Raw genomic sequence first — 26,519 nt, 5'->3', positions numbered from 1 at the left:
GAAATAGTCTGCTCTTACAGTATTTCTTTTAGTTTGTTTACCAGGGCATCTCCACGCAGATTTTTTGCGACAATCTTTCCCTGTGGGTCCAGCAGGAAGTTCTGAGGTATACCACTTACGCCGTAAAGCCGTGCCACCTCATTACCCCATGATTTCAGGTCGGATACCTGTAGCCAGTTCAGCTGATCAGTAGCAATGGCACTGAGCCAGTTTTCCTTTTTGGAATCCAGGGATACGCCCAGGATCATGAACCCTTTGTCTTTGTATTGCTCAAAAGCTTTTACCACATTCGGGTTTTCCGCGCGACAAGGTCCGCACCAGCTGGCCCAGAAATCGATCAGCAGGTATTTGCCGCGCAGTGATGACAGACGGACTTCTTTGCCGCTGGTATCTGCCTGCGCAAAGTCAGGTGCTATTGCTCCCACAGCAGTACGCTTGCCTGTTTCAATACTTTTTGCCAGTCGTTTACCTGCCGGTGATTCTTTCAGCGGGGCAGACAGGCCATTGAATGCTTTCTCTACTATATAGGGATCAGCATCATTCATCAATGCATCTGACAAAATTCGTGTAGCGATGCCCGTAGCCGGATGTGCAGCCACAAACTTAATGGAAGCGGCATCTTTTTCTGCCTGCAGTGCCATATATTTTTTCACGAAGCGTTCCTGCTCTGCCCCGTCTTCCCGCTGTGCTTCCGGCAAAGCGCTGTTTTCACGGCGCAGCTGCTCCAGTTTTGCATCTATCGGCCGGGTGATTACCTGCAGCTGTGCATAGTCTGCCTGCGCTTTGGAACCCGTCATGGTCGCGTTTTTCGCGGAATCACGTGATACAATATTCAGTTTACCGCTTTCTATATAAAAACCCTGAAAGTCTCTTGGTTTACTGTAATCACGGCTGTCGTTACCGGTATAATCAAATAAAAGATAGGCCATCGCCGGTGATTCTTTTATTTTTCCGTTAAAGCTGAACGTGCCGTTTTTTACTACCGATGAATCCATTTTCCGGTTCATATCCAGGAAAACTTTTACCGGCGGTGTTTTACCGGTAATACGACCGGTAATGGTAAAGGTGCTGTCTGATGACTGCGCAAAGAGTTGTGCGGCAGGCAACAGGCACAGGAAAGCCAACTGTTTCTTCATAATGCTGTTTATTTGCTTTTATAAATGATATCTGAAATGCGGCCAAAGCCGGTAAATTTATTTTTATACGTACCTCCCTGCAGATCGCCGGTACCCAGCAGTTTAAAAAAGTATACGGAGCCTGCATCCCCTTCATTCACCCCTACTGTCAGTAAGGTATTATCGTCCACATGGCGCCATTCCTTCAACATCCTGATCACAGACACTGTGGCATTACCCGGAAAATCATACAGCTTCTTTGCCGTATTGGCATAGATATCATACATGTAAAGACTATGTCCGCTGGTGAAATATGCCATAGGCAAGGCACCGGATATCACCACCGCAGAAAGCTGCTGCATTTCTGCCGGCTCAATGGCTTGCGTCATCCCCGCAGGTATATCGTTACTACCCGTGTTTAATCCGTATAGCTGCAGCTTCCCGTCGGCATTGCGGAAGATGTGATACGTATAATCGGAGCCCCGTTCAACAAACAACAAGGTTCCTTTTACATTATTCACATCAAATACCGGATCGGGTTTTAATTCCGTGAAAGCCTCCATGGTCACAGCATTGGTACGAGCCGGAAATTTGAGGAAACGGCCATTCTTTTTATCATAGATCGCTGAATAAGCACCACCGGATGCCACAAAAGGCGCCGCTTCATAATTACCTACCAGCGGCAGGCTATATTTACCATTGTTGAGTGTAGCCGCTACAAATATCTGCCCGTTGCTGATGAGATACCGCTGGGTAGCCATATCATTGATGGTGAGTACCTGTGGTTTGACTACACCCGGCATGCTATAGAACATACTAGCTGCATCGCGCAGATAAGTAAATTCCGGATTACGTATCTGCAGAATATTGTTGTCTGTCTGGATATACAATTCATCCTTACCGTTTAAAGAGCCGGTGAGGCTTAACCGCAGCCCATGATCTGTCATGGGTTTTCCGTTGACATTCTCATAAATCCGGCTGTGCACATCTCCGTCCGGTGTTACAATGTCTACATCCGATACATGATTGCGATCGCTCAGTACCAGCCATCCGCTGGCATACGGACTGCTGATGGTGAGCTGAAACCGGCGGAAAACACTTACGCCGGTGGCCTTATCAATGACCCGCAGCACCATGATATACGGGAACTCCCTGGATTCTTTCTTAATCTGTATCCGCAGTACCCGTGTGTTGGCGATCACTTCCGGCTCTGATGGCAATGGTTCAAACACACCGGTCGTAGGCATCATACTCCATTCAAAATCCAATTCATTGAAGTCCCCTTTATCTACTGTAATCACCGGCTCTATAATCAGGGAATCCATGTAGTAACGTTTCACATCCAGGATGGAGTCGATCGTAATTTTTTTCAATGACAAATAATCGTAATTGCCTTTGTCTTTATAACATGCTATCAGCCCCAGGAACAGCAGGGATAATAATATATATTTTTTCATATCTAGCTGGTTAAAGTAAAAGATGAGCATCACGCAGGGAAAAACACCTGGTTACCGGTTTCTGCATCGATCAGCGGCCCGTGTATTTTTTCATAGGCTGCCAGTGCTTCCGCCAGTTTTATTTTATAGTACAGCAGCTGCCCGTTACGTACCATATCATAAGGGAAATCAGACATCCCCAACGTATCGATAATAAAACGGTATTTAGCTTTGCTGTAAACACCCAGGTAAGATGCCAGGTAAGATTCCCAGGAAGAAGGTTTGGTGAGCATGTCATTTATCACCAGCCGGATGACTTTACCATTGCGGCCAAAACCAGGCGTATAGCTACCATTGTCTTCCAGTCTTAATACCAGTACTGCCGCTTTCGTAGCAATTTCCGGCGTCCTTTTTACGAGAATCCGCAAGGTATCGGAGAAATATCCAACGGGTACTGCAAAATTAGCCGGCAGTTCATAATCCTTTCCTGCTTTGGCGGTAGAGGTATCTGCTACGGAGAATTTTACCGGCAAGGCCTGTCGCAACGTCAGCCCGCTATAATTGATACGTACTTTAAAGGTATCTGTGAGCTGTGTGGACGGACGGATCGCAAAAGTAAAAGTGGATTCCTCTCCGTTAAAATATATGCGTGGTTCATCCTTGTATGTTTCCAGCGGTTCTTTGCTGCAGCCGGCAAAAGCCGCTGCCAGGAATAATAGATGATATAGTTTCCAGTTCTTCATGCTAAGTTGATTTGGTTGATTACATCCGTTATCGCAGATCGATCTCGTTGTCTGGTAACGGTAACACATATACGTTTTCAGGCTTTACCGGCACTTCACTGATTTTATTAAGATTCAGCCGTTTGCAGTAGTAGAAGAATTGCCCTTCGCTGTAAAATTCCTTCTGGTATTCTTTACGGATCTCATCCTGCAGCTGCGCGGGATTCAGGTCTTCCGGCAGGCTGGGAATACCGCGGTTGAAACGGATCTTATTCAGTAAAGTAATGGCCGTATTCAGATCCGGCGCCGTTTCCGCTGCGATGTAATACATTTCTGAAATCTTGATCAGCGGCATCAGGTAGCGGAACTTAATATTATAGTTGGATTCATCTTCCTGCCAGAATTTGATATGGTATTGCTGCCCTGTTTGTTCTTTAAACAGATACAGATAACGATAATCGGTACTACCGCCGCTGTTGGTTTCAAACACCCGCTGCGTTACACTTCTGTCGTTTTTCAGTTCATATTGTGTCCGGCCGCTGTTATAAGCTTCGTCTTCATGGTATTTAAAATACTTGTTGACGATATCTTTGATATTCATTACCTGCAGGGCGAAAATATGTTCTCCGGAAAAAGTATAGTCGGTACGGTTAATAATGTCATTGCTGGTGATAAACGTATGTTTACCGGCATCAATCACTTCCTTCGCCCGCTTATAGGCATTCACCTTATCGCCTTTAAAGAGATATACCCGTGCCAGCAATGCCTTCACCGCCAGATAGTTCATACGACCTTTCCGGTTTTTCAGGAACTGGCTGCCATCGTCGGGACCACCATTCAGCGGATCCAGCTTTTCCAGCAACGGCAATGCTTCTTCCAGATCGGCCAGCACCTTTGTGACCACTTCGCCTGTTGTAGACAACTCCGTAGGCACCTGGGTAACTTTTGTTACATAGGGAATAGCAGGCGCACCGGCGCCCAGCTGGTAGTTCTTACCAAACATACGCAACAGATCGAAGTGCATGAATGCCCTTAACGCCAGGGCTTCTCCCTTGATCAGGCCATACCGGGATTTCCCCAGCGCACTTTGGTTTTCTTCGAGATACCGGAGGATATTGTTATTATTTACCAGCGTACTATACATAGAGCGCCAGATATCTGCGATATGTGTTTTTACGGTTTGGTTTTTATACAGGAATACCGCATCGTCCTTAAAGAAATGATAATAGTTGGTGGGCGCATACCGCTGCGCCAGTACGTCCAGGAAACTCATGGTCAGGTAATCGCCATATAACTGCGGACTTACCATTTTCACATAGATGCCGGCCAGGGCATCTTCGAAGCCTCTTTCATTGGTAAAGAACTGGTCTTCCCTGATCTGGGAACGGGGTGTTACGTCGAGCCATTTATTACAGCCTGTACTCCCCAGCAACAGCATACAAATAACGGCTAAGCTTAAACGAAATTTCATAGCACCAGGTTTGGTTGATTAAAACTGAGTTTTTAGAGAGAAGGAGAATGATCTGGCGAACGGATAATCCAGTCCCCGCTCCTGCTCTACTGTTGACAGCCGGAATACTTCATTCATATACAGTGATAAACGCAGGTTCTGCATACGCAGGAAACTGATTTGTCTGCGGTTAAAGTCATATGATAAGGATATTGATTCCAGCGACAGCGTATTTTCATTTTGTACAAAGCGGGAAGAAGGTTTGGTCGTTTCCCGGCTGGCTACGTTTTTAAAGAAGGTAACGTCGCCCGGTCTACGCCAGCGCTGTTCGTATACGCGGCGATCCACGTTCTTGCTGACGTCGGCGTTTTCCACCCGGTCGAGCAGCGTAGCATTGAAAATCTGTCCGCCGTAACGGTAACGCATCAACGCGTTTAAGTTAAATCCTTTGTATCCTACAAATGTGCCAAAAGTACCTTCGTATTGCGGATCCATATTACCTACGGCCTGTTTGTCGGTAGCACTCCAGGCAGTGGTAACGGTACCGTCGGCACGGCGGAATATTTCGGAGCCGGTACCCGGATCAATACCCAGGGAAGGCACTGCCCAGATGGTATTTAACGGATAACCATCCACGAGCAGGGTAACCGGACCGGTTTGCGGTTTGGTATTCTGGTCGGAGTTGAATTTACGGAAGCGATCAGCGATATTGGATACAATGGTGCGGTTACGCACCACAGAGGCATTGATATTCCAGTAGAGATTCTTTTTATTATCGCGGATGATCATGTAACGCAGGTATACTTCTAACCCTTTTCCTTTCAGTTCACCGAAGTTGGTTTTATTCATCTCGAAACCGATGGAAGGTGGCGTACTGATGTCAGCGATGGCATTTTTGGTCACATCACGGTAGTAGTTGACCTCTATGTTCAGGCGGCTGTTGAACAAGGACATATCTGCCCCGATGTTGGCTGTGAGGCGATTCTGCCAGCTCAGCTCCTTGTTGCCCAGCGACATCATATAGGCGCCCAGCATGTCATAGTAGTACACATCATTGTAATAGTTGTAGGTAGCCAGTGCCTGATAGGCCGGTACATTCAGGGAACCACGCGCACCATAGCTGGCACGGAGTTTCAGCAGGTTGATGATTTTGCTGCCCTGCAGAAAAGATTCTTTGTGCATGTTCCAGCCGATACCGGCAGACCAGAATTCACCGAAACGTTTGTTGGCGCCAAACTGAGAAGAACCGTCGATACGATAGGAGAGATCGATCAGGTATTTCTGATAGTAGGCATAGTTGACGTTGGCCAGCACCCCTACCCTGCGGGTAATGGATTCACTACCGGTGGGGTGGCCATTTTTTTCGTATTGTTTGGCGAACCAGCTGGCATCCATCCGGTCGTTCGGGAAACCTTCCACCTTATAGCCGTTGTTATCATCGCGGCTGCCTGCCAGATTGAAACCACCGGAAGCGTAGAGAGACGAACCATTTACCGCACGGCCATAGTTCAGCGTCAGGCTGGTTTCATAGTTGGTTCTTTTACCATGCTGAATCGTATAGGAACCCCGGCGTGTTTTTTCTTCTGCACTATATCCGGAGAAGGCAGTATGTTCTGCCGGCAGGAATTGTTCGCTGCCATTGTCCTGCTTCATCAAACTGAAACTACCGATCACGCGGAACGGCTGGGAAATCTGCCATTCTGCGGAGAAGTTATTGATAAACTCCGTATAGGTACTTTCGTCTTTCACAAACATGGTACCGTTGTACAACGGGTTATCCAGGCCTTCGTCCAGTTTCCGCTTCATACGGCCTTCGTCGTCGTAGATGCTGTAGTAAGGATTCAGCAGGCCGAACTGGCTGAAGCTGCCGAAAGGTGAGTTGGTACTTTTGTTATAGTTAACAGTGAGCGCATTCCGGAAACGCAGTTGTTTGTACTGGTAAGCCAGGGATACTTCTCCCGAATAGTTACTTCTGCCGGAGCCTTTCATTACCCCTTGTTCATTACCTGCAGCCAGTTGTAAGCCATATCTTACATAATCATCTCCTCCTTCTGCATACAGGGAATGGCGATCGTATACGCCGGTACGCACCGGCTGCGACAGCCAGTAGGTGTTCACCCCGCGGCGTACTTCAATCTGCCGGGCCGCATACAATTCTTTCAGGCGTTGAGACTCTTCCGGTTTAGGATAAGGAATAGAAAAACCGGGACCGCTGGTGATATAGGTATAGAGGCCTGCATCTTTTTCCAGCTGCAGTTTTTCTTCTGCATTCAGCAGGTTGTATACGTTCAGATCGGGCGCTGCTACTTTAAAGTCGTTGGTATAGCTAAGGCGCAACCGGCCTTTTTCCGGTCTTACGGTTTCAATGACCAGTACGCCGTTGGCGCCTCTGGAACCATAGATGGCGGTAGCCGCCGCATCTTTGAGCAGGGTTACTGCCGCAATGCGGTTCATGTCCAGGTCGAATACCCGCTGCAGAGAGGCTTCAAAACCATCCAGGATAAACAGCGGCAGGTTGGGACTGGACGTGTAGTCGCCCTTCATATTGGGCAAACTCGCCGCCCCCCTTACCTGGATATCCGGCAAGCGGTTGGGATCTGAGCCGAACTGCAGGTTATCGGGCATTTTGAAAGACGGGTCCAGTGCTTTCAGCGCTTCCAGTACGTTTTTGTTGCTGACCTGTTTCAGCTGTTCTGCCGTAATGGTCGTAGCCGCACCGGTATAGCTGGAAGTCGGGCGTTTATAGACCCCGGCATTCACTTCTACCTGCTGTATCTGACTTACATTTCGTTTAAGCTTTACCGTTAGGACTTCTACTCCTTTTACCGCCATCTTCTGCGACAGGTATCCTACGCTGGTGATCAGTAAAGGCGCTGTATGCGTCCCCGGCAGCATCAGGGTAAAAGCTCCCGACGCATTGCTTGTAGCGCCGATGGAAGTACCCGGCAGCGTAATGGTGGCGCCGGGAATAGGGGAACCATCTTCCTCTGTAATGGTTCCCCTGATGAGGCGGCGGTCTATTACGGTATCCGCCGATAATGGTGAAGGTTGGTTTCCACCTGCTTTTTGCAGGGGTAAAGCAGCAGCCGGCGCGTTGTTAGGCGCGATGATATCATCTGGTTGGTTTTTGGCTGCCGGCTGTGCAATGATGGCAAACTGGCTGTCATCTACTTTAATAAACCGCAGATTGGAAGCGGACAAAATACTACTCAGTACTTCTTCAATACGGGGCTTGTGTTGTGGTGGTTTTACATAAGGTCTTGCATCCGCCATACTCGTTTCATATACCAGCCTTACTTTGTACTGCGTAGCAATTTCTTCCAGTGTATGCCGGAATGTTTTACCTGATTTAGCCTGTACATTGTTGAACGAATTAGCCGGTTCTGTCTGTGTGATGGCGCTGGCATCCACTGTAAAATGCAGCAACAGGATTCCCGCAGACAGCACTTGCAAACAGTGCCGCCTACACGAAAACATCATTTTCATGTTACGAATTTTGGTTAATAAAAAAACTGGTTAATCGTGGCGCGAAGCGCACATTTACCGGGGGGCTACCACTACAACAGAATCCTTCATGCTGATATCCAGGTTAAATACTGCAGCAATTGTTTGCAGTAACATCGTGTCGCTTTTGGCCAGCAAGCGTCCACTGATGGTGCGGTTAGCGGTCGTACTATCGGCTATCCGCACTTTGTACCCGTATATATCTTCTATTTTATTGCCCATTTCACGGAGGGACATATTATTAAAGACGAGTTCCCGGTGTTGCCAGCTGCTATACTCAGCGGGATTTACCCGGCTGGCCTGCAGCTTACGTTGCCTGGAAGTATATTCAATCATATCGCCGGGCTGCATCATCACCGGTGCTTTCCTGGCATCCGGGAAGCCGATACTGATTTTACCGCTGTTTAAGGATACCCTGGTAATACCTCTGCGGGTATTTACATTAAAGGTAGTGCCCCATACCAATACATCGAGGTCGTTGGTATGCACGGTAAACTTCGTACGTTGCTGCCGGGTATTGTACTGATGTGCTACCGTAAAGTAACCTTCTCCCTTCATCCACACCTCTCTGTCCTGGCTGTTATTCCAGTCAGTCGGGTATTCCAGTGAAGAATTGGCATTCAACACCACGATAGTACTATCCGGGAGGGTTAATGTTTTTATTTCCCCATTCTTAGTAAAGAACTTAGCACGTACGGGGGTAGCTTGCTGCAATCGCCACCAGCCGGCAACGAGCAGCATTACTAACAGTACAGCGGCTACCTGATATAACCAGCGATAACTGCGGCGCCGCAGGGTTATCACGGGTGTTGCTTCCTCTTCCAGCAGTTGCTCCAGCGCTTCCCGGCGAACCGTTTTACGGTGTTCCGGGAATACGGTTGTTTTGAACTGCAGCTGCTGCAGGGTGGCTTTTGCATTCATTGCCAGGATACGTTTTTCCGGATATACGGCGAATACAGCTTCCCACAGCGCTTCCTCCTCAGCACCAGGACGCAATGCCCAGCGCTGAAAATCCACATCTGCCAACATAGCAGCCGTATCGTAACTTTCGTATTTACGTATATCCATAACCGTTTTTTCCCGGCAATTACAGGTATGCCTTTAACTTAATTACGCAGGTAATTAAGTTTTTACCCCACGGGAACAATAAATTTATTTATTTTTTTTTAAAATGCCTGTAATGCCTTGCTACCAGCCCGGTTACAGGGGTTGTCCGAGCTGTTCGTGGAGGGCATCCAGGGCCCTGGCCATAATTTTATAGGTAGCCTTAATGGTAATAGAGAGGATCTCCGAAATATCCTCGTACGACATATCTTCATAAAACCGCAGAAATACGGCTTCTTTCTGGCGCGGGGTGAGGTTTTCCAGGGCTGATTTCAGTTGCAGGGAACGCTGGGCAGCCTGCTCATTCGCCATGCGGATATGTTCGGGCGACAGCTCCAGCATAAAGCTGTAATTGCTTTCTTCCAGTTCATCCGGTGCATGCCGTTGTGCCGTCGTAATTTTTCTGATGAGTAAACCCCGCAGTGATTTCAACAGGTAATTCTTTACAGAAGCAGGCTGCCCCAGGTTTTCCCGGTTTTTCCAGAGTTTCAGAAAAAGGTCTTGTATGGTATCTTCTACCAGGGTAGTATCTGCAGTGAACTTACAGCCATAGTTATACAGATAATCGGCATAAGTGTTATAACACGCTGACAGGGCACGTTTGTCGCCCTGCTGAAAGGACAACCAGTCGGCTGTTTCGGCGTTATAATGGTTGGACATCTATTCGGTAAAAGTTGTGAAATCAGGGACAAAGGTAACAGAAATCATTATTCATCAAAATCAAAAAGCGATAACTGCGCCGGATGCTGGTATTTATCCGGAACCGATAGCTCTCCGAAGTTGGATAAAGTAATACCCAACAGCCGGATACGCTTATCTTCCGGCCAGGTGGCCGCCAGCAATTGTTTCGCCGTACTGATAATTGTTTCCAGGTCGCCTACCGGTTGTGCAAAAGATTGATTACGGGTGATCTGTCTGAAATCACTGTACTTTATTTTCAGTGTCACTGTGCGCCCTTTCAGCTGGTACCGCTGTAAACGTTCGTATACAATGCGGGCGATCTTTTCCAGCTCGGCATGCATCTCTCCTGTTTCAGTCAGGTCATACGGAAAGGTATCTTCTGCTCCCAACGATTTTGTTTCCCGGTGTGGCTGTACTTCGCGGTCATCTATTCCTCTTACAATACGATAATAAAAAGCGCCTGTTTTACCGAAATGGGATTTCAGTTCCTGTTCTGATAATTGCTTCAGATCCTTTCCTGTAAACAATCCCATCCGCTTCATCTTATCTGCTGTGACTTTTCCTACCCCATGAAATTTTTCCACCGGCAGCTGCTCCATAAAAGCTTCAATAGCAGAAGGACCTATAAAAGTAAGGCCATCCGGCTTGTTCAGATCAGAAGCTATTTTTGCGACAAATTTATTGACAGATACCCCGGCAGATGCCGTCAGTTGCAGTTCATCCCGGATTGCCTGTTTAATTAATTTTGCAATTTCGATGGCAGACCTGATCTGTTGTTTATCTGTGGTGACGTCCAGATAAGCTTCATCCAGTGACAGTGGTTCTATCAGGTCTGTATAACGGGCAAATATTTCCCGTATTTTCCGCGATGCCTCTTTATAGGCATCAAATCTGGGCCGCACAAAAATCAGGTGCGGACATAACTGCAACGCTCTTTTGGATGGCATCGCCGACCGCACACCAAACTTACGTGCTTCATAACTGGCCGTTGCTACCACACCACCCCTTCCTTCCGGCGAGCCTCCTACTACAATGGCTTTCCCACGGTATTCCGGATGATCCCGTTGCTCCACGGATGCATAGAATGCATCCATATCGATATGAATAATTTTACGTTGTGTACTATTATGCTTGTTCTCCATGTAACCTCGCTGCAACCAGTATAAAGATACATATAAACCCAATGTGCAGTAAGCCTTTTATCAATTTTACCCACGATCTTCCTGATTTAAAAATCGCAGGGTCATGAATACCGGAAAGACTGCTATACAATGCTTTGCCTTTACTCATAGCAGTGATTTTTAATAGATGGATACCCCGTTCATCCGCTGGCTACCGGGGAACAAGATACCGCCACTATCCTTATTACTGCAGGCCTGTAGCTGGCCCTCCAGCCATAAAACACCGGGCCTGAGATAGCTACTGCTACCTCAGGCCCGGTGCCTGATAATGGATGGTATTATATTATTTTATCGGCTTGATCCAATAACTGTATTCCTGATTGCTGAAAGGAATCCGGTATTGTTTCATGGGCATGGAGCCCCAGCTGTCAATACCTTGTACACCCGTCTGCTGCAGGTCGATGTGCATGTAAATGGTTTTACGCGGTACCAGTTCGCCGGAGTGATATTGTTTTTTATCAGCTTCCGGATCCAGGTCATTCAGGCTGTAAGGCAATGCGGAGAAGTTGAGCAGGCTATCGGCATATTCGAAACGCAGGCCTTTGCCTTTTTTATTGGTCATGGTTACCCAGCGTACATCGGATTTGTTGCCGCTTTCCTGCGGGCGGGCATAAGGATAATACTGGTTGTCGACGGTTTGCTGATAGATACCAATCAGGGCAGCCGCTTTACGATCCCAATAATTCTCCCACGGGCCACGGCCGTAGTAGCTGATCTGGCTGAACTGCTGCGCCAGTTGTACATCGTTGCCGACACGTAACAACAACGGATGTTGTCCTTTGATTGCCGTGAAACGGTTGTTGACTTTCACGGTGCCATCGCCATAAATGGTAAAGGTTTGCGTGATGGTGGCATCGCCGTTGAGCAGTGCTTTGGTGATGATCACGTCGTAGTGATCTCCTGTTTGCTGCACTTTTGCTTCCACCAGTTTACCGGCTGCAAAAGCATCCCGCCATGGACGCAGGGAATGGTTAAAGCCGGCGCCGATATCGTTATCGGTAGGTGCACGCCAGAAAGCAGGCTGCGGGCCTTCTTCCAGTAACTGTTCGCCCTGCAGTACATAGCTGCTCATGATGCCTTTCTGCAGGTCAAATGCGAGGCTGAATTGTTTGCCGGTGATCAGTGCCTTACCGGGTGTTTCCTGTACCGTTAAAGCGCCATTGCCAGGATTTACTGCAGGTGCAGCCATACTGCCATGAAGGGCAAACTGGTCGGCTGCCACTTCATAACCTGCCGGCAAAAACGGTTCGGGTTGTTTCAGGAGGTAATGTACATTGAGGAAACGTTCTACCCCTGGTTTTGCCGTGGTTTTAACGGGAAGGGTTATACGCAGTGATTGCTGCGGCGCTACTTTCAGGTCTTTGATGGTACCGGTTTCCACCACTTTTCCTGCTTCCAGGATTTCCCAGTTCAGCTGGTAGTTGGCCAGGTCGCGGAAGAAATAGGTATTGTGTACGGTGATATCCTGATTACCTTCCCAGGTGGTATGGATATACTGATAAATCTGTTTTACTTCTACGGCCATCGGTGTTAAACCACGGTGCGCGGTTACCACGCCTTTTACGCAGAAGTTATTATCGCTAAACGCTTCATTTACCGGGCCACTCAGCGGGAAGTCGCCGCCATAGGCCAGGATACGCTTACCATTTTTAACGGTGTCGATGCCCTGGTCTATCCATTCCCAGATGAAGCCTCCTTGCAGATAAGGATGGTTTTCTATCGCCGTCCAGTATTCGCGGAAGTTACCCAGGCTATTACCCATGATATGTGCGTATTCGCTCATGATCAGCGGCCGGTCGGGGTTAGACTTTGCATATTCTTTCAGCCAGTCCGGATCCGGATACTGTGGCACAATGATGTCGGTGTTATAATCTTCTTCTGCACGTTCGTATTGTACCGGGCGGGTATCATGTACTTTCAGCCAGTCGTAGGCCTCGTAGAAGTTGGTACCGTTACCAGCTTCATTACCCAATGACCAGGTAACTACTGCCGGATGGTTTTTATCTCTTTCATACATCCGCAATACGCGTTGCAGGTGTGGTACACGCCATTGTTTATCATTTGCCAGCGTGTAGCCGAGATCGTAGTAACGGCCATGTGATTCGATGTTGGCTTCATCGATGACGTACAGGCCATACTCATCGCACAGTTGCATCCAGTAAGGATCCGGCGGATAGTGTGAGTGGCGTACGGCATTGACGTTGAGTTTTTTCATCATTTCCATATCCTTCCGCATGTCTTCGCGGGTGAGGGTATGGCCCTGGGTAGCATTGTGTTCATGGCGGTTCACTCCTTTCAGGAATACCCTTTTGCCATTGACGAGGAAGTTGCGGTCTTTGATTTCTACGGAACGGAAACCTACTTTTTGTGGAATCACCTGCAGGATGTTGCCTGCTTTATCTTTCAGGGTGATGTACAACGTATACAGATAAGGCGTTTCGGCAGACCAGGTTTTTACCTGTGGAATTTCCTTTTCGAAATGCAGGTCTGTTTTATAGTTGCCGAGCACTTTTTGTACGCCCTTTGTTTCGTCTTTGAAAATGGTTTTACCATTGGCATCGGTCAGTTCAATCGCTACCGCAAAAGTATCCGGTTTGCTATGATTGGTTTTGCGATCCATCCGGTAGTTATTGACTTCCATGTTCACCTGAAAAACCCCGTTGGTATAGGTTTTATCAAGACCGGACATTACTTTAAAATCCCTTACATCCAGTTTGGGGGTCGCATACAGGTATACTTCCCTTTCGATACCGGAGATACGCCACATGTCCTGGCATTCCAGGTAGGAGCCATCACTCCAGCGGTATACCTGTAAAGCGATCAGGTTTTCGCCTGGCTTCACATATTTGGTGATATCAAATTCAGCGGCCAGTTTACTGTCTTCACTGTAACCTACCTTTTCGCCATTCACCCAAATGTAAAATGCGGATTTCACGGCGCCGAGGTGAATGAATACCTGCCTTCCATCCCAGTTTTGCGGGAGGGTGATTTTTTTACGGTAAGAACCTACCGGGTTATTATCTACCGGAATATCGTAAGGTGGTTTCAGGGCAGCGCCCATTTTGGTACGGCCGGTAAATTCATAGGGATGATTGACGTAGATAGGTAAACCATACCCATTTACTTCCCAGTTGGCCGGCACTTTGAAGGTAGTCCAGGCGGCGTCATTAAAATCTGTTTTGTAGAAATCGGCCGGCCGTTTGCGCGGATCCTGTACCCAGTTGAATTTCCAGGCGCCGTTGAGAGACAGGAAAAAAGTGGATTTCTCCTTTTCCTGTTGCTGTGCGAGTGGCAGATTTTCATACGCGAAAGAAGATGCCCGCATCGGCATCCTGTTGACAGACACCACTTCCGGCGTCTGTAGCTCCGCAGGTAATTCCTGCGCCCACCCCTTTAAGCATAAAGCAGTGAGGGTTGCTAATAATACTTTTGCTTTCATTGTTCAGTTCAAGATTTATATACAGGCTGGCTGATATATTGATAATAAGCGTATAAAGAACGCGTATTTTTTTTGAAAATGCAAATCATGCTCCCGGAAAAATAAGGAATAAAAAAAGCCGCCGGGTACAATGGCTGCCAATGCAGACCCATCGTACCCGGCAGCCGGATATCGTAGATTATTGTTGTACAGGGGGCACGGTTACTTTGGTCCGGGCAATTCTTCTGCCCCGGAAAAAGAGGTACAGGTTCAGGAATAGCATGAGGCCCAGGTATACACAGAAGCCGCCTATTTTAGCACTGAGTATTTCCAGCATAATACGGCCATCCGCCACATCCCGGACTATTTCCATGATCCAGAGTGCGAAGCCGAGATTTAGCAGGTAAAAGCCGGTTTCAAACAGTTTGTTGGTGGCTGCCGCAATATCTTCCTTACCATGGAAAATATCCAGCATAAATACTTTACTGTTTTTAAACAGGGTGTGTGCCACAAACCAGGTCAGCACAATTACAACAGGCAGGTAAATCAGGTAGGCAGTGAAGTTGAAGTTGGGATACATATACTACTGTTTTAAATGATGGAATGTGGTTGTTTTTTTACTGATCAGGTAGATGACCAGCATATTAAAAAAATGCATGAGCGCCAGGGTGAGCAGGATAGTACCTGTCATGGTAATAATACTTTCCAGCAATGCCGTCCAGGTGATGATGGTGTGCCAGGTGCTGATCATCAGGGTAGTGTAGCCCAGGTTGAGTAAATAATAACCTGTGAGCAACAATTTGTTGATAGCATCTGTGAGCGGAACATTTTGCCGGAGTAAAGTGAGGATAAAGATCCGGCCGTTGCGGTAAAAAAGCCAGCCTACCCTGACGGTAATGATATAGGTGATGAAAAGGTAAATAAAGTAAGCAAGGATGTTCATATCAAGGCGTTTACTTTCGGTGTAAAATTATTCAAACTTTCCGAATTTTCAAAATTTATTGAAAGTTTAAATAGTTAAAAACTTTTTTTTGATAGGTCTGGCCACCTTTTTATATTGGGGTTCATAACCTACAACCATGCAAATGAGATCCTTACTGGGCCTGCTTTTTAGCGTTTCATTAACAGCAGGCGCACAAGACAAAAAGGCGTCATTTAAAAATTTATTTGACTCCCTCGAGCACCGCCAAAACTTTAATGGCAGTGTATTAGTGGCCGAAAACGGACGGCCTGTTTATCAACGTTCTATCGGGTATGCCAACCAGGAAAAAAAGACACCTTTAAATGCGCAGACGCTTTTTGAGATAGCGTCTGTTGCCAAACAGTTTACCGCCGTAGCGATCATGCAACTCAAAGAAAAAGGGAAGCTGCAATATGATGACTCGCTGCGGCATTATTTTCCGGAGCTGCCGTTTCCGGGGGTGACCATCCGGCACCTGCTGACACACACCAGTGGTATCCCGGATTTTCTGGCCTGGAACAGCAGCCAGATGGATCCCGGCTTTATCCATCACAATGCGGATATCCGGAAACTATTGCGGAATAAAGGCGGCAACATAGCGTTTGCACCGGGTACCGCCTACCAGTATTCCAACAGCAACTATCTGCTGCTGGCCGACATTGTGGAACAGGTATCGCAGCAATCCTTTGCCACCTACCTGCAACAACATCTTTTTAAACCGGCAGGTATGACTACAACACAGGTATATTCCCGGCGCAGCGCCGCAAAGCCACTCCCCAACTATGCCCTGAGCTATGCCTGGAATCCGGATATCAATGCCTTTCAGGAACCGGATAGTACCGACAACCGGTATTCTTTTATCATGGATGGCATAGCAGGGCCTTATGGCATCAGCAGTAATGTTATAGATCTGCTGAAATGGGATGATGCGCTGTATACGGAACAACTATTAAAGCAAAGTACGCTGCAGGAAGCGTTTGCACCGGTTACCCTGAAAGAAGGCTTCAGCAATGTGAAGGAATTTTTCAAATACGGCTTTGGCTGGATCATCTCTCCTACTACCGGCAACCGGATCAACGTCTGGCATAACGGCGGGCTGGGTGGCTATGTACATCTGATGGTACGATACCCCGATAAAAAGCAGGTCACCATTTTGCTGACCAACCATACCCCGCAGGCGGATATCAATCAGGTAGCAGTAGCCGTGGAAAACATCCTGGAAGGCCGGCCCTACACCTTACCTCCGCTGGTTACCCACCCACGTACCGCAGCGGTACCGGAAACAGCCTTGCAACAACTGGAAGGGGTATACGAAGTAGACGGGCATCCGGCATTCAGCATGACGGTGGTACTAAAACAACAGCATCTGCAGGCCCAACTGACCGGACAGGATTTTTTCCGCATCTATCCTTCTTCCGCAGATACCTTCTTTTATACAACCGTAGATGCACGCTTAACGTTTACACGGGATGCTACCGGCCGCGGGGTAAAACTCACCTTGCACCAAAACGGCAACAGCACGCCGATGACGCGTAAGTAAATCCATCCGGGAACTGATAATACTACATAAAAAATCCCCCATCGCACCGTTACGATGGGGGATTTGCTATACCGGCGTACCGGTTATTATATTACCACCAACGACCCCGGTCGGGATATTGGCGTATATCGGTCATGTTATTGACAACAACGGCAATAAGAAGCATGATAGCCACTCCGCTGGCTACAGGAGATAATACATACCAGTAACCCAGTTTGCTGATGGCAGGCGATCCTGCAATGGCCAGCAAAGCGGTAGCGCCGCCGGGCGGATGTACGGTTTTGGTGATCTGCATCACGATCAGCGATAAGGCCACAGCGATGGCGCAGGCCAGCCACTGCCACTCCGGCCACGGTACCAGGTAGCGGATAGTAACGCCTACCAGCGCACTTAAGATATGCCCCCCTACCAGATTACGTGGCTGCGCCAGCGGACTTTGGGTATGCCCGTAAATCAGTACCGCAGAAGCGCCGAAAGAGCCGATCAGGAAAAGATTATCCTTTACTGCCAGGTAGTAGTGACTGAGCAGGCCTATACTGGCGATTCCAATAAAGGCGCCTATGAAAGACCAATAGATATTTTTTTTATCGATGAGTGTTTCCCGGTACATGACGTAACGTGCCACCCGGAAAGTACGTTTGATTTTATGTTTCATCCTTTTGATTTCAGCGCCGCAAAAGTAATCAATCCTTATTTATATCTGGCGGCAGCCTGTTCCAGTCTTTTTTGTATACGTGTTGCCAGCGAACGCGGCGAAAGCACTTTGATATAATCGCCGAAACCCAGTATTTCCCGCTCCAGTTCATAGTTACAGATCACTTCAATACGGATAATAATATGTTCCGGTGTTTCTGCCAGCAGCTCCTGAGAAGCATGCAGCGGCTTGGTTAATACATAGGGAGCATGCGGCTGGTCTATTTGCAGGACTACTTTGTGCGGTACTTCTTTTTCTGATTTTGTGACGCCGATAACATTTGCATAATACTGTTCGAAGTCTACGCCGTCATAATCCATGAACTTTTCGCGGGGTAATTCCTGAAAGCTGATAATCCTGTCGAGCGCCATGGTTTGCAGTTGCGGCGCATTTTTGGTGCGAGCGAGCAAGAACCAGCGGTTACGGTATTCTTTCAGCAGATAGGGATAACAGATATGTTCCTTTGCCTTCGCCGCTTTGAAAGATTTATATTCCAGCAGCAACGCTTTGCGATGCAAGGCCGCCTGATATAATCCATTGATGTGCTCCAGGCCCTGCAGCCGGTGATTGTTCTCCAGCTGGATACAGCTCCGGTGCTGCGGCCCTGATTTGTACAGGTTATTCTCCAGGCGGGCAATCATATCGCTCATTTCATCGAAATAATGAAAGCCATTGAACTGTTTCAACACCGATACTATTTCTTTCATCTTATCTACATCTCCACTGTTGATAGGCGCATTGGTAATACTAAAATCAGTATCGCTGTAGGTATAGTATTTACGTTCTTTCACGATAATGGGGGCATTGTAGCCCAGCTTATCGCTGCGCATCAGCTGAATGTCGGCCTGAATGGTACGTTTGCTCACCCCGGAGTCGATGCCTTCGTAATTATATAATACCGTCGCTACTTTATCAATCAGGTCTTCCAGTGTCCACTTACGGTAACGGTTACGCAGGCACTCATCGATGGTTTTATAGCGGATCAGGGCGAGTTTATTGATAGACATACATCTTTTTTCTGCAATAAAAATAAAACACTACGCAATATATCTGCGCACTTTTATTCCGACAATAAAATATTTCTTCATAAATATTTGATATTCATCAGTTTAAAAAATATTAAAAATATTTTTTAAACTACGCAGTTGTACTGCGCAGTATCAGGGACATCTTTGAATCATCGGAACGGTCAGGTAAAAGTTACTTCCACTTTAGTTGTTCACTTCTGCGATTACCGAACCGATAAAAAATGTACATCAGGTATAACAAAGGTCAATGGCGGCTTACTTCTTTTGATTTAAAACAGCTACCACATTATCTGGTTATACTTTACGATACCGAAAAACCGTAGTGAAACAGGTATCATATCAGCCTTCAAAGTTCTAATATTACCCGTCAGGGTCAATTAAAACTTACTACTGAGTTCCAGGCTGGCGTTGTTGGTTCGGGTCCAACCGGTTTTTCAAATATCAGGGTCAATGGCGACTTACTTCTTTTGATAACAGTTGCCACATTATCCGATAGCTCTTTATCATATTGGCAAAAGCAGTAGCGAAATGGTGAACGCGCCGGTCATAAAGTTTTAACATTACCTTCCAGGTCAATTAAAACTTATTTCTAACCAGGGGGCCGGAAATGTTGGTTCGAATCCAACCTGCTTTGCAAACATCCGGGTCAATGGTGGCTTACTTCTCTTTTGGAATAAGCAGCTACCACATTACCCGATGGTTCTTTATTTTTTATTAAAGCAGTAGTGTAACGGTAAACACACCAGTAGTTTTAACATTACCTACCCGGTCAATTAATACTTACTTCCAGCATTTGGGCCTGGGACTGTTGGTTCGAATCCAACCTGCTTTACCAAATCGAGGTCAATGGTTGCTTACTTCCTTTTACTTTTAATAAAACAGCAACCGCATTATCTGATTATTTATATCAATATCGTATGAAACAGTTATTAACCGTAAGTTTAAGACAGCAAGCCATCTTTATTCCAGCGTCTTCCACGACAGCTGCCACACATACCCTGACCCCTACTACCAGCCTGCTGGTGGCCAATATGGCTAAACTCGGCTTTGGTGCTACGGAGCCCCTGTTACATGCCCTGAACCATACCACACCTGCCTTTCAGCTGAACATCCTGGAACAACTCCGGGAAGTGATGGGCGTCAGTAAAAACTGGACACCTCTGGTAAAAAACTGGAGCATCCCTACCAACGAATCCATCACGGATCATATCATTACCTTTTTCGTGAATACGTTCAAAGGGAAAGGTACGTCTCTTCCTTGCGGACATATCATTCCCGCTGATACCTTTCCGCTGGAAAGATATAATGGTTGTCCTTTCTGCGGAACTCCTTTCCAGGCCGGTGAGCTGGAAAACTTCGGGCAGGGAAGTAAAATCAAAATGCTGCAGCTGTGGCATATGTCGGATGCGGAGCAATATTTCCGCGACCTGTTAACTTCCAAAACAGCCCTGGACGCCAGCCAGGCAGACAGCCTGAAAATATTACTGGTAGCCTTACCGCTGCCACAGGTAACCATCGGGATGAAAGAAACCCTGATGCTGGTTGTTGACACCCTGATGGCGGCCGACCGGGCACAGGATGCGCAACACCTGTTTACTACGCCAACGGATATACTCCGTTACCTGTGGTATAAACATACCGGCTTCCTGCAGCTGCTGGCGCCTAAAACCATCATTCAGCGCACCACCCGGAACCAGCAGGGAATCTATGGTAAACCAGCTGCTGCGCGGCTGAAAGCCATTGCCGACCTGAAACTGAAATACAACCGTAAAACCGGGATCATTGTGGCTACGTGGTTGAACAACCTGCCAATGGACGTATCGAAAATGTGTGAAACCATGCATCCGAAACGTAACATGTGGGTACGTTTTATCCGTGCCCTGCGCCTGGCCGAATTCAGCAAACGCGCCGGATTTGAACAACTGCGTACATTGATGGATACCTTCTACCGCGAAGATTATGAAGTATGGCAGGGACGTGTAGAGCACTACCGCCTGCGGTATGATGCCGACCAGACCTTAGCGTTGTTGCAGCAACGTCCGGGATTGTTTGCCCGCTCCCTTTTCGCCAACATGCTGTGGTTTGGGGAAGCACCGGTAACGGCGGCCTTTGAAAAGATAGCGGATAAGATACCTGCGCGGTTGTTATTAACCATACAGATGTATGCCGCGTATTATTTCGACCACCAGGCTACCCGTGCGGTAAAGCCACTGGGAGGTGTCAATAAAACCATTCCAGCCAACCGGCTGTTACAGCTGTACGACGAAAAACAATTACAGGAAATGCAGCAGGCAGTCGCCAATCTGTGTCTGGCCAATATCAAACAGCGTTTTGCCCGGGTAACCACCACGGCGACCTCTATTTATATTGATCCGGCCCTGTATAAAATACCGATGGCCATTGGCGACCGGAGTGAACAAATCCAGGACCTGCCTGCGGCCCTGATGGGAACCCGCTTCCCTGTGGAAGGAGATAAGGTACGCCTGTTTATGCAATGGGGAAAAGGATTGCCGGCGCAACACCTGGATATGGACCTGAGCTGCCGGATCGCGTACGACCATACCGTGGACTTCTGTTCCTATTCCCGTCTGTCGCCTACCGGTTGTCAGCATAGCGGAGATATCCGGTCTATTCCGAACAAGATAGGCACTGCAGAATACATCGACATCGATATACCTGCGCTGGCAAAAGCAGGCGCCCGTTATGTAGCCTTCACCTGCAATGCCTTCATCAACGGCGCCATCACGCCTAACCTGGTGGTAGGATGGATGAGCAGCGCCCATCGGATGACCATCTCCGAAAAAACCGGCGTGGCCTATGATCCTTCCTGTGTACAACACCAGGTACGTATCACGGCCGGCCTGGCCAAAGGGCTGGTATTCGGTATACTGGATGTGGCAGCCCGCGAAATCATCTGGCTGGAAATGGCCTTCGACGGCCAGGTGGTACAACAGCTGGATATCAGGAACGTTTCCTCTTTGCTGAAAAAGCTGGATGAAAAAATCACCATCGGCCAGTTGCTGGCAGCAAAAGCGGAAGCACAGCAACTGCAATTGCTGGATCATACCGGCGCAGATGAAGTATATACCATGGAATGGGCGCTGAATACCGCGGCCGTTACCCAATTGCTGATAGATTAATCACGACGGCGTTAACCCCAAATTACTTTCCCGGAAGATGACTGTAGCTGCCCGCTGCTGTTGTCTTTCCGGGAAATGTTTTGCTACCGGAATCCCCATTTTTGGCCAACCCCGCTAAAATCCATATCTTTTAGCCTAAAACTGTTTTAAACGAAGGTTGTTATAGTGGCCGGGTAGCAAACACATGGTAAGAAGTATATTCATTTTTCTATTGATTGGCAGTACGCTCCCCTTGCGGGCGCAAGAACCGGCACCGGCCGATTCGCTGCGGAAAAAACCTTCCGGCGGATTGTACAACCGCATTCTCTACTACCTGGAACATACCCACGAAGAAAAGAAAAAAAGACCTTTCGATGTGAGCTTTATCGGCGGGCCGGTATATACACCGGAAACCAGTGCGGGCATTGCCGTGATGGCGGCCGCCCGTTACAGCACCGACCGGAAAGATTCCCTGTTGCCGGTATCCAGTGCCGCCATATATGCGTCGGGATCTCTCACCGGATTTTACGGTATTGGTCTCAACAGCACCACCATCTTTCCCCGCGACCGTTTCCGCCTGGCCGTCAAAGCATCTTTCAGCTCCAGACCCAACAAGTACTGGGGCATCGGCTACGACGCCGGCAGTAACAAAGACGGCTATACGGAGTTTGTACAGGTAACCGAGAAAATACAGGCAGATATCAGCTATCGCCTGGCTCCCCGGTTGTTTGCGGGTGTCAGTACCTTTCTTCAAAATGTAAAAGCCAATAACATAGATACCGCCGGTGGCGGCAAACCTTATCCTATACCGGAGCAGCGGGCTGGTTTCGGGGCAGGACCTTTTGTGGTATTCGACTCCCGCGATTTCATTCCCAATGCCTACAAGGGCATTTATGTACGCCTGGGCTATAAATACTTCCCCTCCTTCCTGGGGAATAAAACACAGTTCTCCCGGTTCGACCTGCAATTCGACTGGTACCGGCAGCTATGGCAAGGCGCCGTACTGGCCACGGACCTCTATGCAGAAGAACACAGTGGCGACGTGCCCTGGAGCTTCCTCGCCGAAGCAGGCGGCAACCGCCTGCGCGGCTATTACGAAGGCCGCTTCCGGGATAAAAACTTTGTAGCTGTACAGGCAGAACTCCGGCAGAAGATCTATCGCCGCAGCGGTGCTGTTGTATGGATTGGCGCCGGCAATGTGGCCCCATCCTTCCGGGAATGGACATTGCGGCAATCGCTGATCAGCTACGGTATCGGTTACCGGTGGGAGTTTAAAAAACGAATTAATATCCGCCTGGATTATGGCAGGGGTAAAGACCAGAACGGTTTTTACTTCGGCATCAATGAAGTATTCTGATTCGTCGATTATAACAAAATTTTATCATTTTTGCCGGTTATCTTAGTATAAACGGGCATATCATTTATGAAGACCTTCCCCTTTTTTCTCTTATTGGTACTTTGTTCCATGCGGCTCTTCGCGCAGAAAACAATGACGGGTGTTATTGTCAATGACTCCTCTCACCTGCCGCTATCCGGCGCCACGATTATCAATCTGTCGACCCGCCAGACGGTGGTCAGCGATTACCAGGGTGCTTTTACCATTCATTGCCAGCCCGGCGACACGCTACGCTTTTCCATGATTGGTTACTCCCCGCAACTACAGATAATTTCCCGGGAACAGCTATCCCTTTCCAACCTGCGTATTTACATGCGCTCCTATGTACTGAATTTACGGCAACAACTGGTGAGAGGAAAAAATTATACGGCAGACTCCCTGAATTTCCGGGAACAATATGCCCGTTACCTGAATAAAAAGAAAACACCCCTGTTTAAACTTCCCAACAGTAAAGAACCGCTGTTAAGAGATCAGGTACACACCGTAAGCGGCATAAAAAGCATCAATGATATCTATGGGAAATTATCTTTCAAAAAAAACAAACGGATGGCCGCCTTCCGGAAAGTACTGCTGGAACATGAAGCAGATGCCTATGTGCAATACCGTTATGATCCGGAACTGGTACAGCAGGCCACAGGACTGAAAGGAGATAGTCTCGATTTTTTTATGCTTCATTATCGCCCCACTCCTGCCATGCTGCGCAACAGCAGCACGTATGATCTCATGGTGTATATCAAAAGCATGTATCTCCATTACCGCGACAGCGTTCATCATGCTGCCCCGCCGGCGGAGAAATAGGCCGGTACTTATTTTTCCGTGCCCTTGTTGTTTTCCATCTGTTTGATGATGTTATTGACTTCTGTTTCCGTAGCCCGTAATTTCTGCTGACAGAATTCGATCAGTACGGCAGCACGTTTTACTTTTTCAGCCAGTACATCTACCGATACGGCTTCGTGTTCTATTTCCTCGGCAATCAGCTGCAATTCATTATAAGCGGCTTCATATGTTAGCTCCTGGCTCATGGGTATTATTTTTTGCGGTAATAGTGGCATCCAGTAATGCATCCTGCAGGTGGATCTGTACCTGGCTGCCGGGTGAAAGGGTTTGTGCATCCCGTAATATTTTTCCGTCGAGAGAGATCATGGCAAATCCCCTTTTCAGGATGTTATCCGGGCTCATAATTTTAAAGAGGGTATCATAGTGCGCCAGTTGTGCCGCCTTATTCTGCAGGAACATCCTGCTGAAAGAACGCAGCCGGCCCGCCTGATGATCCAGGTCCTGTAATCTGCCTGCCACCAGTGCGCGGGGTTTCGACAACACCATTCCCGACAACGTCATCAACCGCCGCTGGTGCTGCGACAAGGTAGCCGATGCTGTATGCAGGATCACCTGGTTGAAATTATTCAGCTCTTCTTTATGAGAAGCCACCAGGGTTCTTGCCTGGTTAATGACGCTGGCATTCAAAAAGGATAATGCCTGAAAATGTGCCGCACACAATTGCTGCGAACGGATCAGGATCATCTGCTGCAGGTTGGTCACAGATTCTTCAAAGGCCCTGTTGTGGGCGATGATCAGCTCCGCCACCCGCGTCGGCGTTTTGGTGGCTGTATGCGCCATCAGATCGGTGATGGTTTCATTTTTCTGATGCCCGATACCCGTGAGCACCGGTACCGGAAATTTAGCCACCGCCCTGCCCAGGATGAAAGTATCGAAGATAAGAAAGTCTGTTTGTGCGCCACCGCCTCTAATCATCACTACTACATCGTAAGTCTTGCCCGACTGATAGATATTGATCAGTTGCTGCTGAATCAGTTCTGCTTTTGCTTCGCCCTGTACCACGGTAAAATACCCTTCCACCTGAAACGTATAGCCGAAATGGTTATGTTCCAGCGTATGCAGAAAATCCTGGTAGCCGGCGGAATTATTGGAAGTCACCACGGCAATCCGTTGTATGACCGGAGGTAAGGGCAGCTGATTATTACGGGTAATATACCGGTCGCCTGCTTTCCGGATAAAATCCGCACATTCCGTGAGCAGGCGGGCCAGGGTTTGTTGCTTCTGTTGTTCCAGCAGGCCGATGGTAAAGCTGGTATCGATATCCAGCAGGGTTATCCGCAGCCCATGTACCGGGTGATAACTGACGGATACCTTCACCAATACATGAATATCGTTGCGGAACATCTGCCCCGTTACGATTTCAAACTCCTTGATCCGGGTAGCTCCGTTGCCCCATGCCACGCCTGACACCTTAGCTACCATGCCGCCAGCCTGCGTGTCTTTCTCCACCAGGTCGAAGTAGTGATAGCCTTTTTGCGCGTAGTAGGAATAACTGGTTACATCCGCCATCACCCAATATGTTTGTTCTTCAAACACTGTTGCCAGTGCCTGTTGAATCCTGCTGGTGAGTACGGATAGCTTTATGGCGGGAGATGCATGCATGATAAGCCATAAAGGTAAGGAAAAGCAGAAAAACGGCCATTCGCCCTGGCGGGGAAATTTCGTCCCTTTATCGCATACAAATGTTTTAATTAAAAATATCCATTTTTATTAATTCCGTATCAAGTAGCAAATGTTTTGAAGGAAAATATCTTGTGTGCATACAGCTGCTATCGGAATACATTTCCCATGAAGGATATTACAGATACATTGAAAGTTGAACTAACCCTTAACCAATAGTAAAGGCTCACGGCATCCGATCCCTGTAATCAAAAAATCAGACTGTGGCATCAAAGAAAAAGATCGAAAACCCGCAAAGTTAACCAGACAGGTCACACGTTTAAGCGCACTATCATATATACTAATACCAAAGTCTTCTTAATCACTTAAATATTAACAACTATGAAAAAAGCAAAATTCGTATTGCTGCTAGGCATTGCTACCTGCGTTTATTCCGTCATGTCCATCGCTTCCAATAAAACAAATGCCAGTGCAAAGAACATGGGACTTGCCAGGGCGGATAAGATTGAAATAAACAAAGTAGATCTCGCCAGACAAGCCGCTTTTACACCAGTAGCCCTCGCACTGGCTTGTCCTGGAGTAGCTATGGCTGTGGGAACGGCTGTCCTGGCTACAGCCGGGTTGGTTGGCAGGTCTGAACCGGAGAATACAAATCTCAGTCATCCGGAAATTGTAAATGTACAACTGTCTGCGCTCGATTGACCTCCTACAAA

20 protein-coding genes and 2 tRNA genes are annotated in these 26,519 nt (G+C 47.8%); 7 read left to right on the top strand and 15 right to left on the bottom strand.

Features of this window, described 5'->3' with window-relative positions; all coding sequences use genetic code 11:
* Window positions 1–14: 14 nt before the first annotated feature.
* The 11 genes from OL444_RS14285 to OL444_RS14235 all read right to left on the bottom strand — a co-directional run bounded on the left by OL444_RS14285 (window position 15) and on the right by OL444_RS14235 (window position 15,554).
* On the bottom strand, window positions 15–1,136 hold the full coding sequence (locus OL444_RS14285; protein ID WP_264732380.1) for a TlpA disulfide reductase family protein: 1,122 nt from the start codon (window positions 1,134–1,136) through the stop codon (window positions 15–17).
* Between the two features lie 8 nt (window positions 1,137–1,144).
* Complete coding sequence (locus tag OL444_RS14280) at window positions 1,145–2,572, bottom strand: PKD-like family lipoprotein (RefSeq protein WP_264732382.1); 1,428 nt, start codon at window positions 2,570–2,572, stop codon at window positions 1,145–1,147.
* Between the two features lie 29 nt (window positions 2,573–2,601).
* Window positions 2,602–3,294 carry a DUF4843 domain-containing protein gene (locus tag OL444_RS14275; RefSeq protein WP_264732384.1) on the bottom strand — a complete coding sequence of 231 codons (693 nt, stop codon included), beginning with the start codon at window positions 3,292–3,294 and terminating at the stop codon, window positions 2,602–2,604.
* 28 nt (window positions 3,295–3,322) lie between these two features.
* Window positions 3,323–4,744 carry a RagB/SusD family nutrient uptake outer membrane protein gene (locus OL444_RS14270; protein WP_264732386.1) on the bottom strand — a complete coding sequence of 474 codons (1,422 nt, stop codon included), beginning with the start codon at window positions 4,742–4,744 and terminating at the stop codon, window positions 3,323–3,325.
* A gap of 18 nt (window positions 4,745–4,762) precedes the next feature.
* Window positions 4,763–8,209, bottom strand: coding sequence for a SusC/RagA family TonB-linked outer membrane protein (locus OL444_RS14265; protein WP_264732389.1), 3,447 nt, complete (start codon window positions 8,207–8,209; stop codon window positions 4,763–4,765).
* Between the two features lie 54 nt (window positions 8,210–8,263).
* Window positions 8,264–9,295, bottom strand: a complete 1,032-nt coding sequence (locus OL444_RS14260; RefSeq protein ID WP_264732392.1) for a FecR family protein — start codon at window positions 9,293–9,295, stop codon at window positions 8,264–8,266.
* A 132-nt stretch (window positions 9,296–9,427) separates the two neighbouring features.
* Window positions 9,428–9,991, bottom strand: coding sequence for an RNA polymerase sigma factor (locus OL444_RS14255; protein ID WP_264732394.1), 564 nt, complete (start codon window positions 9,989–9,991; stop codon window positions 9,428–9,430).
* Between the two features lie 47 nt (window positions 9,992–10,038).
* Complete coding sequence (gene dinB / locus OL444_RS14250; RefSeq protein WP_264732396.1) at window positions 10,039–11,154, bottom strand: DNA polymerase IV; 1,116 nt, start codon at window positions 11,152–11,154, stop codon at window positions 10,039–10,041.
* Between the two features lie 322 nt (window positions 11,155–11,476).
* The gene (gene lacZ / locus OL444_RS14245; RefSeq protein ID WP_264732398.1) at window positions 11,477–14,632 is read right to left on the bottom strand and encodes a beta-galactosidase, LacZ type; all 3,156 of its coding nucleotides are present in this window, start codon (window positions 14,630–14,632) and stop codon (window positions 11,477–11,479) included.
* A 178-nt stretch (window positions 14,633–14,810) separates the two neighbouring features.
* Window positions 14,811–15,191, bottom strand: a complete 381-nt coding sequence (locus OL444_RS14240; protein WP_264732401.1) for a hypothetical protein — start codon at window positions 15,189–15,191, stop codon at window positions 14,811–14,813.
* Window positions 15,192–15,194: 3 nt separating this feature from the next.
* A complete protein-coding gene (locus OL444_RS14235) occupies window positions 15,195–15,554 on the bottom strand; it encodes a hypothetical protein (RefSeq protein WP_264732403.1) in 360 nt (119 codons plus the stop codon).
* Between the two features lie 136 nt (window positions 15,555–15,690).
* On the opposite strand from OL444_RS14235, the gene OL444_RS14230 reads away from it, so the two are divergent.
* A complete protein-coding gene (locus tag OL444_RS14230) occupies window positions 15,691–17,112 on the top strand; it encodes a serine hydrolase (RefSeq protein WP_264732405.1) in 1,422 nt (473 codons plus the stop codon).
* 91 nt (window positions 17,113–17,203) lie between these two features.
* On the opposite strand, the gene OL444_RS14225 is transcribed toward OL444_RS14230, so the two are convergent.
* Both OL444_RS14225 and OL444_RS14220 read right to left on the bottom strand, forming a co-directional pair.
* Window positions 17,204–17,767 (bottom strand): HPP family protein, encoded by a 564-nt coding sequence (locus OL444_RS14225; RefSeq protein ID WP_264732407.1) that lies wholly within the window; start codon window positions 17,765–17,767, stop codon window positions 17,204–17,206.
* Window positions 17,768–17,802: 35 nt separating this feature from the next.
* Window positions 17,803–18,813, bottom strand: coding sequence for a helix-turn-helix transcriptional regulator (locus tag OL444_RS14220; protein ID WP_264732410.1), 1,011 nt, complete (start codon window positions 18,811–18,813; stop codon window positions 17,803–17,805).
* Between the two features lie 535 nt (window positions 18,814–19,348).
* Here OL444_RS14220 and OL444_RS14215 point away from each other — a divergent pair.
* The 5 genes from OL444_RS14215 to OL444_RS14195 all read left to right on the top strand — a co-directional run bounded on the left by OL444_RS14215 (window position 19,349) and on the right by OL444_RS14195 (window position 24,147).
* Window positions 19,349–19,468 (top strand) — tRNA-OTHER (locus OL444_RS14215).
* Window positions 19,469–19,550: 82 nt separating this feature from the next.
* Window positions 19,551–19,669, top strand: a tRNA-OTHER gene (locus OL444_RS14210).
* Window positions 19,670–19,751: 82 nt separating this feature from the next.
* The gene (locus OL444_RS14205; RefSeq protein ID WP_264732412.1) at window positions 19,752–21,974 is read left to right on the top strand and encodes a hypothetical protein; all 2,223 of its coding nucleotides are present in this window, start codon (window positions 19,752–19,754) and stop codon (window positions 21,972–21,974) included.
* Between the two features lie 184 nt (window positions 21,975–22,158).
* On the top strand, window positions 22,159–23,310 hold the full coding sequence (locus OL444_RS14200; RefSeq protein ID WP_264732414.1) for a BamA/TamA family outer membrane protein: 1,152 nt from the start codon (window positions 22,159–22,161) through the stop codon (window positions 23,308–23,310).
* Window positions 23,311–23,376: 66 nt separating this feature from the next.
* Entirely contained in the window at window positions 23,377–24,147 is a 771-nt protein-coding gene (locus tag OL444_RS14195) for a carboxypeptidase-like regulatory domain-containing protein (RefSeq protein ID WP_264732415.1), read from the top strand.
* An 8-nt stretch (window positions 24,148–24,155) separates the two neighbouring features.
* Here the strand turns inward: OL444_RS14195 and xseB are convergent, their stop codons facing one another.
* Window positions 24,156–24,371: an exodeoxyribonuclease VII small subunit gene (xseB, locus tag OL444_RS14190; protein ID WP_264732417.1), complete on the bottom strand. Its 216-nt coding sequence runs from the start codon at window positions 24,369–24,371 to the stop codon at window positions 24,156–24,158.
* Window positions 24,349–25,788, bottom strand: coding sequence for an exodeoxyribonuclease VII large subunit (xseA, locus tag OL444_RS14185; protein WP_264732419.1), 1,440 nt, complete (start codon window positions 25,786–25,788; stop codon window positions 24,349–24,351). Before xseA ends, xseB begins: the two co-directional genes overlap by 23 nt.
* A gap of 399 nt (window positions 25,789–26,187) precedes the next feature.
* On the opposite strand from xseA, the gene OL444_RS14180 reads away from it, so the two are divergent.
* Window positions 26,188–26,508, top strand: coding sequence for a hypothetical protein (locus OL444_RS14180; protein WP_264732421.1), 321 nt, complete (start codon window positions 26,188–26,190; stop codon window positions 26,506–26,508).
* The last annotated feature ends 11 nt before the right edge of the window (window positions 26,509–26,519 follow it).

This window comes from Chitinophaga nivalis, from assembly GCF_025989125.1.
Lineage (GTDB): Bacteria > Bacteroidota > Bacteroidia > Chitinophagales > Chitinophagaceae > Chitinophaga > Chitinophaga nivalis.
The sequence above is the reverse complement of the archived record's forward strand: the minus strand, read 5'-3'. Positions and strand labels throughout refer to the sequence as shown.